This is a genomic window from Streptomyces sp. NPDC015661 (assembly GCF_043077765.1).
Taxonomy (GTDB): Bacteria; Actinomycetota; Actinomycetes; order Streptomycetales; family Streptomycetaceae; genus Streptomyces.
In genome coordinates, this window is sequence record NZ_JBIBST010000005.1 from 446,557 (window position 1) to 463,467 (window position 16,911).

Below are 16,911 nucleotides of genomic sequence, written 5' to 3' on the forward strand. Positions count from 1 at the left end.
GGTGGTGCTCCACCACGATGGCCGCCACGAAGACCTACGCCTATGAGTGTTTATGAGCCCCAGCAGCGGAACGTGTCCGGGCGGTCGCAGAGCGAGGGAGAATGCCGACCATGGTCGACAGTGGACAGCGGCGGTGTGCGCGCTGCGGTGCCCTTCTCAGTCGCTTCAACGCCGGTACGCGATGCGCCTCGTGCCAGGATGGGCTGGCCGCCCGACGGGCCGACCCGGCCTTCTGGCGTGATCCGACGGTCCGGCGAGCCGTGGCCGCATGGGAACTCGGCACCGTCGTCAAGCTGTTCAGGAAGCATACGGGCCTCTCCCAGGCCGGCGTGGCGCGGATGGTCAGCATCGACCAGGCCGAGGTCAGCAGACTCGAGCGCGGGCTCAAACAGATCCGCGACCGACGGCAGTTCGTCCAATGGACCGATGCGTTGGGAGTTCCGGAGGAACTGCTCGGGCTCCTCCCCATGGCCGATCCGCACACCCCAGATGCCACGAGCCGGCCAGGAACGGCGGACACCGGAGCCCGTGGGTACGTGGCGCTGCCCGAAGGCCCAAGCCAGCTCCTGTTACCCGCCGGCCGGTCCGTCCCGACGACGGCGATTCCCGTGCTGACCCTTCCCGCAGCCTCCTTCCTCGGGGACAGCCTGCGACTCGACTCCCGCCCGGAGCTGGACGCCTGGCGCACCATGCCGATGCGCGCGCTCGTCGTCGCGAACCGCACGGTCGACGGGGCGGTCCGGCAGTTCGTCACCGACGCCAGGCCGAGCGGCGTACGCGGCACCGCCTCCGACCCGGTCGACATCCCGGCCGCGTACGAACTGGACGACCTGACTTACGGCATCCTGTGGGCCATGTCGGGATTCGAGGCGGCCCTGCTCGGCGACGACCAGGCCCTGCACACCTCGCTGGCTTCGCTCACCGCTTCCCCAGGCTCGCCGCTCGCCTCCGACCACGGCCTGACCGAAGTGTCCACGATGCTGATCGGCTCGGAGACCGCAGCCCGGTACATCCTGGGTCACCGTGACCACCTGGGCGACGCGCCCGTCTTCTGGACCAGGGAACAGCGCGGCGAGGAGGCCGCCACCTGGCTGTTCTTCCGGCACAAGTACCGCTACCTCGAACGAATGGCGCCCCGGCGTCCAGGCAGTACCAGCGGCCGGGGGTTCTGCGTCCCCGAGACGGCGGTCGCCTCCTCGCCGGCGTACGAGCGCGTCCTGATGTTCCTCGCCATCGCGCTCATGGAGTCCTTCAGTATCCGTACCTGGGTGACGGACGACGGAGGCTTCGCACACACCGACGGTTTCGTCCTCTCTCACGGGCGCCGAGCTGTCATCGCCTCATGGGTACGGACCGAGGGGGCGTCCCACCTCGCGGTCACCGCGCGGCCGGGGGCTTTACGGACGTTCGCCGACGTGACCGGCCACGTCAGCCACCACTCGGCCACGGCGGCCGAGCAGGCCGGACAGCGCCTCGCGGCAACGGCGGAGTACCTCGGTCTCGACGCCTCCTGGCTCGGACGCCGGTGCGCGCAGTTGTCGGCCGCCGGCACGGAGCGGCTGGCCCGGCCGCGCAGCCGGCTGCTGGGCCTCGAAGGGCTGGAGGCCGCCTGCCGCTTCGTGGCCGAACAGCTGGTGATCATTCCGCGTACCCGGACGGCACCGACCCGATAGCCTGCCTGGACCACTCGCGAGGCCGCGCTCGGCGGCGTCCGGACAGGGGAGCAGGGGACATGACGGAGTCGGTCAGGAACGTGGCGGTCTTCTCCCTCGGCGGCACGATCGCCATGACCACCGATCCCGCCACCGGAGGCGTCGTACCAGCGCTCTCCGCCCACGAACTCCTCGCCGCCGTACCCGCCCTGGCCACGAGCGGCATCGGCCTCAAGGTGCGGGACTTCCGACGTCTGCCCGGCGCCTCCCTGACCTTCGAGGACCTCACCGCGCTGTCGGCCGCGATCGCGGCGGAGCTGGAGACCGGGGACGTCGACGGCGTCGTCATCACCCAGGGCACCGACACCATCGAGGAGACCGCCTTCCTCCTCGACCTCTACCACGGCCACGAGCAGCCGGTCGTCGTCACCGGCGCGATGCGCAACCCCACCCTCCCCGGCGCCGACGGTCCGGCCAACCTCTACGCCGCTGTCCTGGCCGCCGCCGACCCTGGACTCCGGGGCGCCGGCTGCCTCGTCGTCCTCGGCGACGAGATCCACTCGGCCCGGACCGTCCGCAAGTCCCACACCACCAGCCCAGCCGCCTTCACCTCCCCGTCGTGCGGACCGATCGCGCGGGTCGCGGAGAACCGGGTGCGGATTGCGGGCGGCCTACCGCCCCGCGGACCGCTCGTCGGAGCCCCCGACCGTGAGGCACGTGTCGGGCTCTACGTCGTCACCCTTGGCGACGACGGTGCACTGCTCGACCTGTGGGACGGCAACTGCGACGGGCTCGTGGTCGCGGCCTTCGGCGTCGGCCACGTCCCGGAGCGTCTCGTGGAAGGGCTCACCAAGCTCGCGTCCTGCATCCCCGTGGTCCTTGCCTCCCGCATCGGCAACGGCCCCGTCCTGTCCGACACGTACGGCTTCCCCGGCTCCGAGAAGGACCTCCTCGGACGAGGACTCATCGGCGCCGGAGACCTCGGACCGTACCAGGCGAGGCTCCTGCTGCAGGCCCTGCTCGCCCAGGGCGCCGACGGGGCGGCGGTCCGACAGACCTTCACCGCCGCCTTCGCCCGCTGACCCCACCTCTTCAGGAGACACCCGCACATGCGCGCTCACGAGCTGACCGTTGGCCGTACCTTCGGCGTCACCTTCGACCACGGGGAGGACTTCTTCGAAGCGCTGTCCACCTTCTGCCGGGACAACGGAGTACGGCAGGGCTACATCCCCTCGTTCATCGGGGCCTTCGCGGAGGCCGAGATCGTGGGTGCCTGCGAGAAGCTCGCCGACCCGGACGCACCGGTCTGGGCGAAGACGTACGTCACCAACGTCGAGGCGTTCGGCGCGGGCACGCTCGCCCACGACCCGGCCACCGGCGGGATACTTCCGCACATCCACGTGTCCGCCGGCCTGAAGGCGCAGTCGGCCGACGGCAGGACGAGCCACCTCCTCAGCGCCAAGGTCCAGTTCCTGAGCGAACTGATGGTCGTGGAGGTCACGTCGCCCACCATGACCCGGCCCCGGAACCCCGACCTCTACGACGTCCCGCTGCTCACGTTCGGCTGATCGGCAGGAGCCGGCGGAGCCAGTGGTGGGTGGGCGCGATCACCTTGATCGCGTCCGCCAACCAGGCGCGTGCCGGAGCGTCGAGCAGCGGCAGTACCGCTTCGAAGTCGGTCTCGTCCTTGTCCCGGGTCGCCTTCGCCTTGTAGAAGAGCTGCACCTCGGGCGCGAGATACGGGATGCCCGTCTCGCTCGTGCGCCCGACCTTGTCGATCGGGAGGCGGATCGACGGGTCACGCCGCGAGACCCACTGGGTGCCCTCGGCCTCGTCCAGCATGAGCTGCACCGACCAGGGCGCCTTGGGCGTACGGCGGCACCAGATGTCGTGGAGCGGCGGCCGAAGGACCTCTCCAGGGCGCCATGGTCGAAGCTCCCCCTGGCCGGGCGGGTCCGCCACGTACAGGTCCCAGTCGGCCAGCAGTTCACGTACGAGGGCCTGGTCGCGCCGGAGGACGAGGACGTCGAGATCGCCATGTGCGCGCAGCTCTCGGCCGACCGCGAGTTCGATCGCGTAGCCACCGGCGATCCACCACGGGAAGTCTGCCTTGGCGAAGACCGCGGCCACATCCTCGGGACGATCCGGCACCCAGCGTCCCAACACGTCAGCACTCACCTGCCCATACTCCCAGTGATCAGAGGGGCGGAGGCGAAGGTCGTCGGTGGGTCGGCGGTCTCGCTGGAGCACCCTGTCGCCCGCTCGCACCCCCTGGTGCTCATAAACGCCCATGAGCACCAGGGACACCGGCATCCATCGTTGAGTGCGTGACTCGCTACTGGCCTCGTGGCCGGTGCTTGAGCCACGATCCTTCCGGGGCGGCGTGCCCGAAGCCAGGTGCTTCTTACGGCCGTATGCCTCTCAGCGGCGTACTGGCCGCATTTCCGCGACCACGTCGCATCCCCGGGAGTAGGCCATCGCCGTCACCTACAGGAGGTCCGTCGCCCGATGATCAGCGCGCCATCCGCCGCTCTCGGCCTCGTGTACCGCTGGACCGACCGCACTCCCAACCCGACGGGCGAAGCCCGCGCGGTTCTGCGACGTGTCCTCAAGGACCTGGGGCTGTCTGGGGACCTCATCAGTGACGGCGTCTTGGCCGTCTCGGAGCTCGTGGCGAACGCGCACGAGCACGCGTGCGGCCCGTACGAGATGCACGTCCGCTCAGCCGCCGGGAGGTACATCTGCGAGATCCATGACAGAGACCCTCTGCTCCCCGCGGGCCTCTACAGCGGTGCCACGTCGCCTTCGGACGCCGAACCGGCCGGGGGGCCGGGCAGGGTCCTTGTCGAGCGTGGACGAGGACTGCACATCGTGAACGAGCTGGCACAGGGACAGTGGGGGTTCCGCGTTACGGAACGCGGCGCCAAGGCCGCCTGGATCGTGCTGGCCGGGCTTGGCGGCGCGCCAGTTCCATGCAAGAACGGTGACTGACCTCGTTTTCGACGGGAGATGGCCGTAGAAACTCCACGTGCCTGGAGCGGCGGGCTCTCCTTGCCAATGCGTACGGTCCATCAGCCAGCCTGGTAGCCGAGGACTCGTCCACCACTCTCCGAGGGTTCGAGGAGGCTTCGCCGAACACTCCTCGAACCCTCGATCCGGCCGCCCGTCGCCGCGCCCCCCCCGCGAACGCACGGGCGAGGTCCTCGCCGCCCGGCAGGAGACCTTCGGTGACATCGTCGGCGTCAGACAGCACGAGGGAGTGAAAAGTACAGGTCAGGGCACATTCACCGAGCCCTCCCTGAGCCCTCCCCGAAGCCTCGGGGAGGGCTCGGCGCCTGGATCTAGGATCTAGGATCCTGGATCCGTAGTCCCTACGGGGCGCATGGCGTCCGCGGATGGCGTCTCGGCCAACCAGCTCGTCGGCGAGTACGTTGCCGCCTGTGGCGACCGTCCGCCGAGCGACGTGATTGGCCACCTCGGCCGGATCACCAAGAAGCTCCCAGCCGAGGGCATCGCGCCGGACCGGCGAACTTCGCGGCCAACCCCAAGCACCTCGAGCATGCTGACCAGCATGGTCAGCGAGGCCACGATCGCGCTCTGGCAAGTTGGCGCGGCCGGGGTTCCGGTCTAACGTGTCCGTCCACCCGGCGTGGACCAATCCGGCCGGTGCCGCTGCCGCCTATACCGAGGAGCTGTAATGCGCACCCATCACCGCGAACCGCAGACCCTCGGCGAGGACACCCAGGACCGGACAGCCCGGGCCGGTGAGCCCGAGAGCTTCTCCCCCGTTGGAGGCTCTGTCGGCCGGGATGCCCCCGCGCTACCGGGCCGCCGTCGCCGACCACCCTCAGGTCCTGGACTGGGCCCGCACCGTCGCCGGGGCCGCCGTCGTCCCAACCAGGAAGCCCGACGACAGGTCACCACTGGACCCAACCTGCTGATGGCTGGCGTCGTCAGCGCGGGCTGAGCTTGTCGTACGACATCATCCACGCGGTACGGATCAACGAGGGCGCGGTCGCCGACACAAAGCTCCGGCTCGGAGACGCGGTGCTGTCCACCATGACCTCGCTCGCCCTGGCCGGCGCCGTCCACTCCTACATTCTCATCCTCCTCATGCCGGTCGAGGATGGTGACCGGAAAGGCCTCAGTCACTTCGGTCAGGGTGACCGGCCCAGCGGCATTGAGACCGGCCGGGCCGACCAGGTCGGTCAGTGACCGCAGCCCGGTCAGACCGAGGTAGGGCACCCGGTCACTGACCGGGGACGCCGAGCTGCCGGTCATCGGTCTCCCGGTCACCCGACCGGGGTTGTCGACCACCCGGAAAGGGCTCTGACCTGGGCGGTCAGCCGGACGGTGAGCCGCCAGTCAGCGGTGTCCCGGTCGCTGACCGGGAACCCTGGACACCGAGTGTCCGGCGGTCAGACCCGGACACCGAGGAGCTGCTGGAGATCGCCCGGTCGGCGGTCAGAACTCAGGACAAGCTGACCCGCAAGGTGGTCGCCCAGGCGATCCACGGTCAGCAGGTCCCCCTGCCCAGCGACACCCTGACCGCCCTGATGGCCCAGCTCCGCGCCCCGCACGGTCAGCCGGTCACCTCCGCCTGGAACTGACCGGGCAACCGGGGGCGGATGACCGAACCGGCCACCCGCCCCAGGCACCCAGCTCGCACCTCTCCTCGAAACGAAGCGGAGAACGCCCCCGTGCACATCAACCCGGCCATCGCCGCCGAAGTCGACTCCTGGCTGACCGTCCTGCAGAGACGTGGTCACCTTCACCACGTCCAGTCAGAGCCCGACGGCACCTGGATCGTGCAGCGCGAATGGCACGACCGCCCCTGGACCCTTCACCATCCGGTCCTCGCCATGGACTGGGTCAAGGACCTCGTCTGCAAAATCCAGCAGCAGAACCCCGAGACGAGCTGGTGACCAGCGACGACCCGGCGGTAACCACCGTCGGACCGCAGCCTGACCCCACCACGGATCCCGGCGGAGCAAGCTATCGCGTACGACGGTCCTACGGCCCGTTGTACGCACCTGCCCCCGCCTCAGAGGGCGAAGGGAGCCCGGCTGGTCCCCGAGCGAGGGCGCACGGGGACCAGCCGGGCAACCGGCACCAGGGGGCGCCGTTCCCTCCCGAGGCATCCCGCACCGAACATATTGCGGGTGAAGCCCTCCTCCAGCACGACTGTGTCCGGGGCGAGCCTGGGATAGACCAGGGGCGCCTGGTGCCTCGGACAGAACAGGACCGACGCCACGTTCACCAGCCGCCGGTAGGCGATGTAATGCCGCAGCGGCACCATGGCCTCGTCCCACGCCGTCAACGTCTCGTCCACCTCCGCAAACAGACCCCGCAGGCACTCGGGGATCAAATGGTGCGTCAGCCCTTCGGTGGGGCAGCTGAGCACCTGTCCGCAGGCCAGCGTGCGGTGGGTGGGAAGTTAGGTGAGCAGGTCTGCGGAGCATCCCGAGATGGAGTGATGAATTCAAGGAGCTTCATCGCCCATTCGCTCCGTTGAACCGGTGTCTCGTGGGGTTTGGTGCCCGAGGGCTGTCACTGGGCTGCCGTAGCCTGGCCAGCGTGCCACTAACTCCAGCCTCGCGCGGCCCGAACGGCGGCGCGGAGGCAGCGCATTTCGGCATGGATCTGAGGCGTAGGAACATCGTCTGGGCGTGCTGGCCGATGGCGTGGTCGCGACGATGGCTCTGCGTGTGATTCACCCTGGGGAAGAAGGCCGAGGCGATGTGGGATGGTCTGAACAGCCGTCAGCGCAGCTACTTGCTTGCCTGCTTTCGTGAAGACCAGGAAGCGGAGCGCCGAGCCAGGGCGGCCCGGTCCACCTATCAGGACCCAGGGCCAGCGTCTGCATGGCGCAAGCTGCCGTTTTCGATCAAGGCCGAGCTTCCGTTTGCTGAGTACACCACGATTCAGAGACGCCTCCGCGAGGACGGCCACCTCGACGCCGGAGCCGGGGCCACCCTGCATGCTCTCGCCCGCAGAGGACTTTTAAAGATCACTGAAGACCGCATCGACGTTCCAGAGGTCGGTCTCGTTGCCCGAGTCCTGGTGGAACTGACCCGTGATGGTCGGGCATGCGCCCGTGCCGGGCTCGGTATTTCCCCTGCGCCACGCCGTCCCAAGCATCTGCTGTCGGAGTGGCTGTGGGGGAATCTGGCAAGGGTCGCCGCCGCCGGTCCCGACGGGCTGCCCGAGGACGTGATGGGAGGCAAGGCCAAGTACTACCTCGGTACCGGCTATCGCCCCAACGGCAAACCGAGCCGGGGCTACATCGACTCTTTCGCCATTCGCACTGAGAAAGGGCGCGGGACGTTCGTCCTCGAGTACCGGTGGCGGATCACCGAAGCCGGAAGAAAGCACATCAACGCATACCGCGCTGATTATCAGAGTGTGTACCCCGATGTCCAGATCAACGCCCCAGATCCACTGTAACTCTCCAAATCGCCGCCCGACTGTCGTACCCCAGGTCTATGGTGCTCCGCGTGATGCCCATCTCGATGTCCGAGTCGATCGGCCATGACGTAATCCGGCAGATGGTGATGCGGGCGGCGGCCATGTCAGCCAAGGCCCTCACGAGCACCGACCAGTCCCCCGAAGGCCGTCTGCGCACTCTCATGGAGGGCCACGGGGAGGTCCTCGCCGCCCGTGGTCCCGGCCAGCCGCTCCCCTTCGACGCCTTCCTGCAGATGCTGACTGGCGACCTCGCCCGTCTCCTCCCCGACGGGGTTCCGCCGGAGGAGATGACCGGCGTTCACCTCATCAATGACGACGGCCTGTTCGAAGAGGACCTGTACGACCTGGACCAAGAACAGCGGGAGGTCGCGCGAGCCGTCCACAAGGCCACCCGGGAGGGAAGGTCCACATCCCTCGCGGAACTCGAACAGGAGATGGACCAGGTCACCGTCTACTCGGGGCTGAGGAAGCGTGGGACCCAAGATGCGTACGTCAAGGGCCGTTCCGACCTGTCGCGGATGCCGGCCGGGACCGAGACGGAGGTACGGCGGCTGAACCTCCCCAGCATCGTCGGCCAGTTCTACCGGCCCATCAGTTTCGCCGCACTCTACGAGCAGTGGTGGTTCGCCTGCCCCGTGTGCCGCTGGCCGATGAAGGTCACCCAGCACCGTTCCCGTAAATCGGTCACCGGCAGGGTCCGCTGCTTCTACCGGCCGCACGCGGAACTGATGGGAGCCTCATACACCTTCAAGATCCCCGATGCTGGGAAGCCGCCGTCGCTGATCCCTGGCGCACCACCCCCGGCCCCCACCGGAGCGGCGTCCGTCCTCGCCCCCGACCTGCGAGGGCCCGTGCCGCAGCCACTGCCGGCCGCCGGGTATCTCGCGCTGACGCGCGGACCGTGGCGTTACACCACCGTCCCTGGCCTCGTCGAGATCGCCTTGTACGACGCGCTACGCTCACGCGGCTTTGCCGCCGCCCCAGAGCCCTACATGAGCCCCGCCGGCCTGGGCGTCGGGGGCGAATGTCCCGGCGCCGTCACCGTGTGGCCCTACCAGGATGCTTATGACCTGCACGTGGATGTGTGGCACCACAACGGCGAGACGGAGTCCTTCCTGCTCGACATCAAGGACTTCACTTCGGAGAAGCTGCTGGCGAAGAAGATCCAGGCTGACGGTGGCGATGCGGGGGGCGCGGAGTGGATTGTCGTCCCCGATCACCGAGAAGCCTCCCTTCCTCTGCTGCGCGGGGTGTGCGAGGAGTTCCGCCTGAGCGTGGCCACCGCGGGCGACATGGGCGAGAAGATCTGCAGGAGGGCGGGAGTCCGATGGGCCTGACAAGCAAGCTCCGCAAGGACGACGCGGCGGTCTTCTGTGCGCTGGCGCTCACCGCCTACTACTTCCCCGGTCCGCCCGACGAGCATGGGCAGCCCACCGCCAGGTTCAGGTACGCCGCGTTCCTTCTGTCCGGCCAATACGACAAGTGGTCTGCCTGGGCGAGCCTCCCGCATGAGGAGAAGCAACGCATCGCCGACGTTCTCGTCAACTCTCCGGGCGAGTTCGCCAGCGCTCCGGCCTTCGCGCAGGCCGCACGTAAACGCCTGGCCGCACCTCCTGCCGGGCAGGCCCCCCAGTTCGTCCCAGTCGGTGAACCGGCCGTGGCGGAAGCTGCCTCACTCCGGGTCGGAGACGATCTCCTGGGCTATGTGGACCGCACCCTGAAACGGGTCCACAGGGATCACCCCCGCCCCAAGCCTGCGCCGCCCGCCACAGCCGGGGTGTGGATGACCCGCAAGCTCTACGCCGGCGGCATCGGAGAGATCCAGGGCCGCGCTGTTCTTCCCACGTTCGCGGGCAGCTCCGAAACCGACCCGCACCAAAGCCCGCCGCATGTGTACACCGCCGCCCACACGCCGAACGTCGAGATCCCTACCAGCGACCTTCTCGACCTCGCCAGGCAGCTGGATCAGCGGCTCAAGCCCGAAGGCCGGCACCTGCACCAGGTCCTCAAGGCGCTCTTCGGCCAGCTGAACACTACGGACATGATCTCTCCGAAGGAGATGATCCGCCTCTGCGCCGGTGCCACCGAGATCTTCAACGCCCCAACCGGTACCGGGAAGAGTGTCCTCGTCCGCGTCATGGCCTCGTGGTTCGCCATCAACAGGCTGACCCTCGCGATCGTCCTGCCCACTGTCGAGGCGACCCTCGCGGCAGCGTGGGACATCAGCCAGGACCTCGCATTCCTTGGCCACCCCGAGACGTGTACGCCCCTGATGTCTCCCTACGGACTGCACGAGCGAGCCATGAAGGTCGCCTCCCGCATTGAGGGCTCGATCGCCGAGCAGTCGGCCAAGATCCGGTGGAAGATCAGCCAACTCTCCTACGGCTGCTCGCTGAACCGCTTCACCGAGTCCACACACCCCTACCCGGCCGGCTCGGAATCGTGCATGAGTCTCTACCCTCTGCCTCCGGCCAAGGGAACTCGACGCTGCCCGTTCGTGCCGGTGTGCGGGAAGTACCAACAGCACCACAACGCGTGTACCGCCTCCGTGGTGGTGACCAACCACCACAACTTCATGATGGGACGGATGCCCATTGGCATCACCCTCGACGATCGGCCCACCGATGGCCTGAGCGTGGCCGAATTCCTGCTGCGCCGCTGCCATGCCACCCTCATCGACGAGATCGACCAGTTCCAGTCCACGGCCATCGGGAAGTGCTCCAGCGAGCTGGTCCTGGACTCCCGCCTTGACAAGAAGATCCCGCTCCAGCAGCTCCACGACGAGCTGGGCAAACAGCCGCCCGCCACAGTCAAGGAACTCGTCCCGCCAGTCACCTACGCCCGCTACCTCACCGAGTTTCTGCTGGCCGCCGTCTGTGAGGGCCAGCTCCACCTGCGGCACTACGAGGGCGACGGTGGCCCCGTCGGTGACCGGGTGGGTATGAACAGCACCGGATGGCACATCTCCGGAGGCCGGGACCGCCGTCTGATCCACCTGCTGTTCCCCGAATCAGGCATCACGAGCGAACACGAGATCCCGCAGGAGCTGTTCGACAAGCTCAACGCTCTCAGGCCGCCCAAGCCCGGCCAGGACCCACTCGCTGACCCTTTCAGCACCGTGGAGCTGGAAGACCCGTACCAGGAAGTCCGCGGCGTCCTCGGCGAGCTTCTCGGCCATCGCGGTACCGATCTGCTCACCCACGCCCAGCACCGCCTGGACGACCTCCTCAGTGACATCGTCAAGAACGAGCACGACCGCGCCGAGGCCGTCGAACTGCTCATCGTCCGCACCTGGCTGTCCGAGCTGGACGACACCCTCAACGACCTCACGGGCAAGACGGCCCAACTTCGCTCCAGCGGCTTGGCCTCGGCACGCGCCCTCGCCGAACGCCTCGAACGAGGCATCGGAGCCAACATCCTCCCGTTCGGCATGCTCGGCCGAGCCCTGTTCGGCTACCGCGTCACCGGCCTGGACGACCCTGCCAAGACCGGCGAGCTCACCTCCCAGAGCATCACCGGAGACCCGCACACCTACACCGCCCAGCTGGGCAGCATCGTCTCCCTCGCTCTCGCCGGCGTGGAGCGGCCCGTCATGGGCCTATCAGCGACCGCGTACTTCCCGCAGGCCGTCCGTGAGCACATCCACAGCACGGTGAAGTGGTGGATGACCGACGCCGCGCCGGACAGCATCCGCGCCAAGAAGCACACCATCACCGACTCCCTCAACAACCCCATCCAGATCTCAGGGCTCCCCCAGAACCTCAAGGCCGCCGCCCTCAAAGCGCTCGGCGAGAGCCTGTACGACACCCGCATCCACCCCGAACTCGAACGCTTGGAAAAGGAGGACAAGGACCGCGCCCACGCCGCCGTGGTGGTCAACTCCTACCTGCACTGCCGCTACATCGCCCTGGGCATCTACAACTCCGGAAACTACACCGGCGGCCTGTGCGTCGCCGTCCCACCGGACAAGGAACGCCGCAGCGATTTGCCGCCGCTGCCCGCCGGCATCGTCGAACTGACACCTGAGGAGTTCGAGACCTTCCCCAGCAAGGGGAAGATCCTCATCGTCCCCATGGCACGCATCGCCCGCGGCTTGAACATCGTCATCGGCACCAAGTCGGCGATCACCCCCGTCTACCTGTGCACCCGCCCGCTGGCACTCTTGAGCGATCCTCCGGAGATGTACGCCTCGGTCAACGCCGCCGGCCTCAACAGCCTGCCGAAAGAGCCCAGTGACGACCCCGTCGCCGCTCTCACAGCAGCACGCACTGAGGCGTGGCGACGCCTCAGCCTGATCATGCGCTCCGCGCCCGGTTTCGGGTCGACCCACAAGGTCCTTCAGGAGGAGATCGTCGCAGGCATGGTCGTGGACATGATCCAGCTCGCCGGACGAGCACGGCGCGGCGGAACGGACATGACCCTGCACCTCGTGGACTACGCCTTCCATCGCGACTCGTGGCAGGCCGACCTCGCCAGCATCCTCCAGCGGATGCACACCAACTGGGACGAGGACGAGCGTCGCCGCATGAACGACATCTACCGCGAAGCCCTCGCCGCCTTCCTCGCCTACGCCGGAATCGACCCGGCCGCATGACCTCCGAAGGAGAAGCCGTCCGCATGTCCTCCCGACCGCCCAAGGCGACTCAGCGTCTCGACCTCCTCGCCCTCCGGGCCACGCCCAGCCTCCTCACGGACACCACCGTCCACATCCGCGACTGCGGCCCGGCCGGCGTCAAGCTGTGGAGCATTTTCGACAACGCCTACCGCAGGCGGGCCGGGCGGGACGAGGTCCAGGCCCCGCACTCCGTCGCGACGACGGCCCTTCGCGCACTCACCGGCGGGTACGTCTGGCTCGACGCCAAACGAGCCGTCCTGGCCAGCCGCGACCCCATCGACGACGACACGGTCCGCGACGTATTCACCCTGCTGTACGGGCTGGCGACGGGCGAAGACGTCGATGACATCGACCTGAACCAGCCGGTCAGCATCGCGGAGAAGTTCGCCTCCACCCCCCAGGAGCAGCGCGCGCTCGCCGACTACCTGCTGCACTCGCCCAGTGGGCAGCCCGACGCCCTCGGCTGGGTCTACGAGACAGTCGCCTGGGACCTCGCCCGCCGGATCGCGGCCGAACCCTGGGCGATCGACGGCCTGTCTGTCCGGCTTCGCCCCGACACGGCGGGCGGCCTCGTCGCATGGGACGACCCGTGGCCGGATGAGACCGGAACACGGTTCCGCCTGCCGCGGGTCCGGCTGCGGATGAAGACCGGGCCCAACGTGAAGGACCCCTTGATCCTCGTCTCCGCCTCGGCGACCCGTATCAGCAGCTCCATGGACTTCGCCCGCACCGTCCTCGCCGAGCAAGACCGCGCGGGCCGGCCCCTGGTCGAGGTCGAACTCGACGGCCGGGGACGCCTGCGCAACGTCAACCGGCTCGCCCTGCAAGCTCTTTCCCGGCTCGGCATGGGCCGCTCCGTCCTCCACGAGGTCGACCGGCAGATCCAGGCCGACAGGCTGGCCCGCCAGCAAGCCCAGGAGAACGGTGAGGAGAGGCCCACCCCGCGGCCACTGGGCACAGTGCGACCCATCATGGCCAAGAACTTCTACTTCCCCGTCGGCTCGGGTGTCGGGATGGACTACTACCGGGGGCTGTACGACCACATCCAGACCACCCTCGGCGACAACTGCCAACCCCTGTATGGCTTCTTCGAGGGAGGCAACTTCAAGCAGGCCAAGAAGGACGAAGTCCTCATGGAGCCGCTTGACGTCACCCGCTCCCTGGACGCCATGGGCCTCGAACACCTGCGCATCGTCTGCCTGTGGGCGACCGACGAAATCCGTCAGCGGATGATCAACGCACTCGCCCGCGCTTACGGACTCGACCTCGCCAGCCTCAACCCCGCCGAAGGCAAGAGCGTCACCCTGCACGGCACCCGGGTCAGCGTCGTCTTCCACCACGTTCCTGAATTCCTCCAGCACGGATCCGCAGCCGGCAGGACCGCACTCACGGCAGACCTGGTCTCCTTGAAGGCGGCATCAGGAGAGATCGTCGGCGTCTGGGCGGAAACCGAGTACGGCGACGGGAAGAAGGGCTCTCCGCCGAGGCCGAAGGACAGCGAAGACGCGAAGCACCAGACGCACCGGATCCTCGCCAAGATGGGTCTGGTGGTCCAGTACATCGACAGTGCTGTCCAGACCGGCATCGACAAGTCCACCGGCATGGACCACCAGAGTCTGTCTTGCCTCATGGATCTCTACCGCAATCTCGGGTTCATCGACCGGCGGATCTCCCGCGTTCTGATCAAGCCCATCGGCGAGCTGCCCGCCGACGGGGTAGCGCACTGCGGCGTTCATGTCCGCAGGCAGTCGCGCAGGCCGGGCGAGAGGGACGCCAGGATCTCTGTCTCCGCGAGTGTCCTCAAGCCACCCACTGTGTCGGACGGTGCGTGGACGCTCCACGGATGGTCCTACACCGACCGCACTTGGAGGCCGTACCACCTGGCCGAAGCCGCCTTCCACGCCGCCGACTACCCGGCCGGGAAGATGACGGAATTCATGGACAACTTCGCCGGCTACTCCAGCACCGCCAAGGTCATCGACCAGGCACTGGAAGACCTCGCCGACTACCTGGGTGGCACCCCGTACACGATCACCGTGGACGGCGTCGCCTGCCGGCGGCTGTGGAAGGGCCTGAACAACAGGACCCAGGGCCAGCCGCCCGAGCCCAACACCACCTGGCTCCCGGGTTCCACCATCGCCCCCAGGTACCGGCCGATCGCCGTGATTCGCCTCAACACCACCGACGAGGAGGTCCCCCGTCCGGTGCAGGTGACCATCACCGACGAGGACGACAGCGAGATCAAGACGAAGGAACGCACCACCCAAGTCTTCCGGATCGACCCCGACCTCGGCGAGCAGTGCACCTGGCTGCTGGTCAACACCACCCACCAGTTCGACGGCAACGGCGCCGGCAGACAGGGCTCGAAGAAGACCCGCTACGGCGCACTGCCGTGGAACAAGGGTAAGAACGAGATCAAGGCGAACTACTACGCCATGACCGCGACCGAGATTTTCCCGATCACCATGAACAACGACCACCGCCGAGAACTGATGATGGTCACCGCCAGGCTCTGCCACCAGGCCCTCGCCTGGAAACACCGCACCCGCTACCCGATCCCCCTCCACGCGGCCCTCCAGATGGACAAGGACCACCCGCAGTACCGGCGCACCATCACGCCCGAGGACCTCGACGGCGAGATGAGCGGCGAGGACGAGTAGCCTCGTTACCTCTCCGTAGCGGCTTGATTTCGGACACGGAGCCGGGAAGATCGGCCCAGTCCGATGTGATCACTTTCTCGCGTGGGAGGCCGATCGGTAGGCTGTGGGCGTGATTCGTCGGTGCTCCTGCCCCCTGTGCTCTGCTCCTTCTACGGCGGAGCGGGGGCAGGTGCCGAGCGAGGCTGTGCTGTTGTTGCGGGAGTCAGGGGGTGTGCAGTGAGCAGCGCGCCTCTGCCGTCGCGTATCGGTCCGTACGTCGTCGAGCGCCGGCTTGGCGCGGGCGGGATGGGGGAGGTGTACCTCGCCTACTCGGTCGCCGGCGAACCGGTCGCGGTGAAGGTGATCCGGCCCGACCGTACGGACCCGCACACACGTGCCCGGTTCGAACGCGAGGCGGCGATCGCGCGCACGATCTCGGGTACGGGACGTGTAGCCCGTTTCATCGAGGCGGACCCGTTCGCCGAGCAGCCCTGGCTGGCCATGGACTATGTCCCTGGCCGGCCGCTTTCCGAGGTCGTGCGGGACCAGGGTCCGCTGTCCGCTCCGCTCGTGGCGAGCCTGGGCGCGCTGCTGGCCGAGGGGCTTGCCGCTGTGCATTCCGCGGGCCTGGTGCACCGTGACCTGAAGGCGCAGAACGTCATTCTCGGTGATTTCGGCCCGGTGATCATCGACTTCGGCCTCGGTGCTTTCGTCGGAGCGTCCAAGGGGTCGCTCACGCAGGCTGGCATGGTCATCGGCACGGTTCGCTGTATGCCGCCCGAGCAGGCCCTGGGCGAGGTGGACGTCACGCAGGCCGCTGACGTGTACGGCTTGGGCACCGTACTTCTGTATGCGGCGACCGAGCGCTACCCGTACGACGGCGCCCGGTGGGAGGCCGTCGCCGCGCAGGTGGTCAACTCCGAGATAGGCCCCGATCTGTCCGGGCTGCCCGATGAGCTGGCCCCGATCGTGACGGGCATGCTGGCACACAAAGCGGACGACCGGCCCTCCCTAGAGGAGGTGACCAGGCAGTGTGCCGACCTCATGCGTCAGCTGGGCACGAGTCCGGCTCGTGCACGGCGCGCTCTGATCCAGGAGACCACGGCGAAGGACCATTCCACGATGGTGCTGCCGCAGCCTGATGGACCGATGCTGGACCGGCTCGACTCACTCGAGAAACTGCTGCGCGAAGAGCCGGCGATTGCGGTGGAAGAGATCTCTGTCTCGCCACCCGGCGGTGAATCCGGTCCGGACTCACCAGCCGCGAGCGACACCGAGAGCCCACTCCCGCCCACGTCCGTGCAGGTACCCGAGCCCGCGAGCGGAAGCCCGGCTGCGTCCACACCGCAAAGGGGCCGCCCTCCCGCTTCCCGGAGGGTTGCTGAGGAGTTGCGCGAGCGCTACGCGGTGGGGTCTGCGCTCGCCTGGTCGAAGCGCTGAAACGCTCTTCCACTCTTCTACCGGCGAGGCCGGTCCAGGGGCGATAGCAAAGAGCGAGCGCGTCGGACCTGGATTCGTCGGCGCCTGTCTCACCACT

14 protein-coding genes are annotated in these 16,911 nt (G+C 68.0%); 12 read left to right on the plus strand and 2 right to left on the minus strand.

Annotated elements, in window-relative coordinates; genetic code table 11:
- Nucleotides 1-260 precede the first annotated feature (260 nt).
- From ACF07V_RS16665 to ACF07V_RS16675, 3 genes are read left to right on the plus strand one after another with little or no spacing between them, the layout of a single operon-like run.
- Nucleotides 261-1,673, plus strand: a complete 1,413-nt coding sequence (locus ACF07V_RS16665; RefSeq protein ID WP_392154777.1) for a helix-turn-helix domain-containing protein — start codon at nucleotides 261-263, stop codon at nucleotides 1,671-1,673.
- Between the two features lie 59 nt (nucleotides 1,674-1,732).
- Nucleotides 1,733-2,734 carry an asparaginase gene (locus tag ACF07V_RS16670; RefSeq protein WP_392154778.1) on the plus strand — a complete coding sequence of 334 codons (1,002 nt, stop codon included), beginning with the start codon at nucleotides 1,733-1,735 and terminating at the stop codon, nucleotides 2,732-2,734.
- A gap of 27 nt (nucleotides 2,735-2,761) precedes the next feature.
- Entirely contained in the window at nucleotides 2,762-3,220 is a 459-nt protein-coding gene (locus ACF07V_RS16675) for a PPC domain-containing DNA-binding protein (protein ID WP_030745675.1), read from the plus strand.
- Here the strand turns inward: ACF07V_RS16675 and ACF07V_RS16680 are convergent.
- Entirely contained in the window at nucleotides 3,207-3,830 is a 624-nt protein-coding gene (locus ACF07V_RS16680; protein WP_392154779.1) for a nucleotidyltransferase domain-containing protein, read from the minus strand. The two genes, ACF07V_RS16675 and ACF07V_RS16680, sit on opposite strands and share 14 nt — an antisense overlap.
- A gap of 330 nt (nucleotides 3,831-4,160) precedes the next feature.
- Between ACF07V_RS16680 and ACF07V_RS16685 the strand changes: the two genes are divergently transcribed.
- The 4 genes from ACF07V_RS16685 to ACF07V_RS16700 all read left to right on the plus strand — a co-directional run bounded on the left by ACF07V_RS16685 (nucleotide 4,161) and on the right by ACF07V_RS16700 (nucleotide 6,577).
- Nucleotides 4,161-4,643: an ATP-binding protein gene (locus ACF07V_RS16685; RefSeq protein ID WP_392154781.1), complete on the plus strand. Its 483-nt coding sequence runs from the start codon at nucleotides 4,161-4,163 to the stop codon at nucleotides 4,641-4,643.
- Nucleotides 4,644-5,034: 391 nt separating this feature from the next.
- Nucleotides 5,035-5,283 (plus strand): hypothetical protein, encoded by a 249-nt coding sequence (locus ACF07V_RS16690; RefSeq protein ID WP_392154782.1) that lies wholly within the window; start codon nucleotides 5,035-5,037, stop codon nucleotides 5,281-5,283.
- A gap of 338 nt (nucleotides 5,284-5,621) precedes the next feature.
- On the plus strand, nucleotides 5,622-5,867 hold the full coding sequence (locus ACF07V_RS16695; RefSeq protein WP_392154784.1) for a hypothetical protein: 246 nt from the start codon (nucleotides 5,622-5,624) through the stop codon (nucleotides 5,865-5,867).
- Nucleotides 5,868-6,352: 485 nt separating this feature from the next.
- Nucleotides 6,353-6,577 carry a hypothetical protein gene (locus ACF07V_RS16700; RefSeq protein WP_392154786.1) on the plus strand — a complete coding sequence of 75 codons (225 nt, stop codon included), beginning with the start codon at nucleotides 6,353-6,355 and terminating at the stop codon, nucleotides 6,575-6,577.
- Nucleotides 6,578-6,696: 119 nt separating this feature from the next.
- Here the strand turns inward: ACF07V_RS16700 and ACF07V_RS16705 are convergent, their stop codons facing one another.
- Entirely contained in the window at nucleotides 6,697-6,984 is a 288-nt protein-coding gene (locus ACF07V_RS16705) for a hypothetical protein (protein WP_392154787.1), read from the minus strand.
- A 407-nt stretch (nucleotides 6,985-7,391) separates the two neighbouring features.
- Here ACF07V_RS16705 and ACF07V_RS16710 point away from each other — a divergent pair, with 407 nt between their 5' ends.
- The 5 genes from ACF07V_RS16710 (at nucleotide 7,392) to ACF07V_RS16730 (ending at nucleotide 16,814) form a co-directional block, all read left to right on the plus strand.
- Nucleotides 7,392-8,099 (plus strand): hypothetical protein, encoded by a 708-nt coding sequence (locus ACF07V_RS16710; RefSeq protein ID WP_392154789.1) that lies wholly within the window; start codon nucleotides 7,392-7,394, stop codon nucleotides 8,097-8,099.
- Between the two features lie 53 nt (nucleotides 8,100-8,152).
- Nucleotides 8,153-9,457, plus strand: a complete 1,305-nt coding sequence (locus ACF07V_RS16715; protein WP_392154932.1) for a hypothetical protein — start codon at nucleotides 8,153-8,155, stop codon at nucleotides 9,455-9,457.
- Nucleotides 9,373-12,714: a hypothetical protein gene (locus ACF07V_RS16720; RefSeq protein ID WP_392154790.1), complete on the plus strand. Its 3,342-nt coding sequence runs from the start codon at nucleotides 9,373-9,375 to the stop codon at nucleotides 12,712-12,714. Before ACF07V_RS16715 ends, ACF07V_RS16720 begins: the two co-directional genes overlap by 85 nt.
- 23 nt (nucleotides 12,715-12,737) lie before the next feature.
- Nucleotides 12,738-15,395: an RNaseH domain-containing protein gene (locus ACF07V_RS16725; RefSeq protein WP_392154792.1), complete on the plus strand. Its 2,658-nt coding sequence runs from the start codon at nucleotides 12,738-12,740 to the stop codon at nucleotides 15,393-15,395.
- 216 nt (nucleotides 15,396-15,611) lie between these two features.
- The gene (locus ACF07V_RS16730) at nucleotides 15,612-16,814 is read left to right on the plus strand and encodes a serine/threonine-protein kinase (protein ID WP_392154793.1); all 1,203 of its coding nucleotides are present in this window, start codon (nucleotides 15,612-15,614) and stop codon (nucleotides 16,812-16,814) included.
- Nucleotides 16,815-16,911 lie beyond the last annotated feature (97 nt).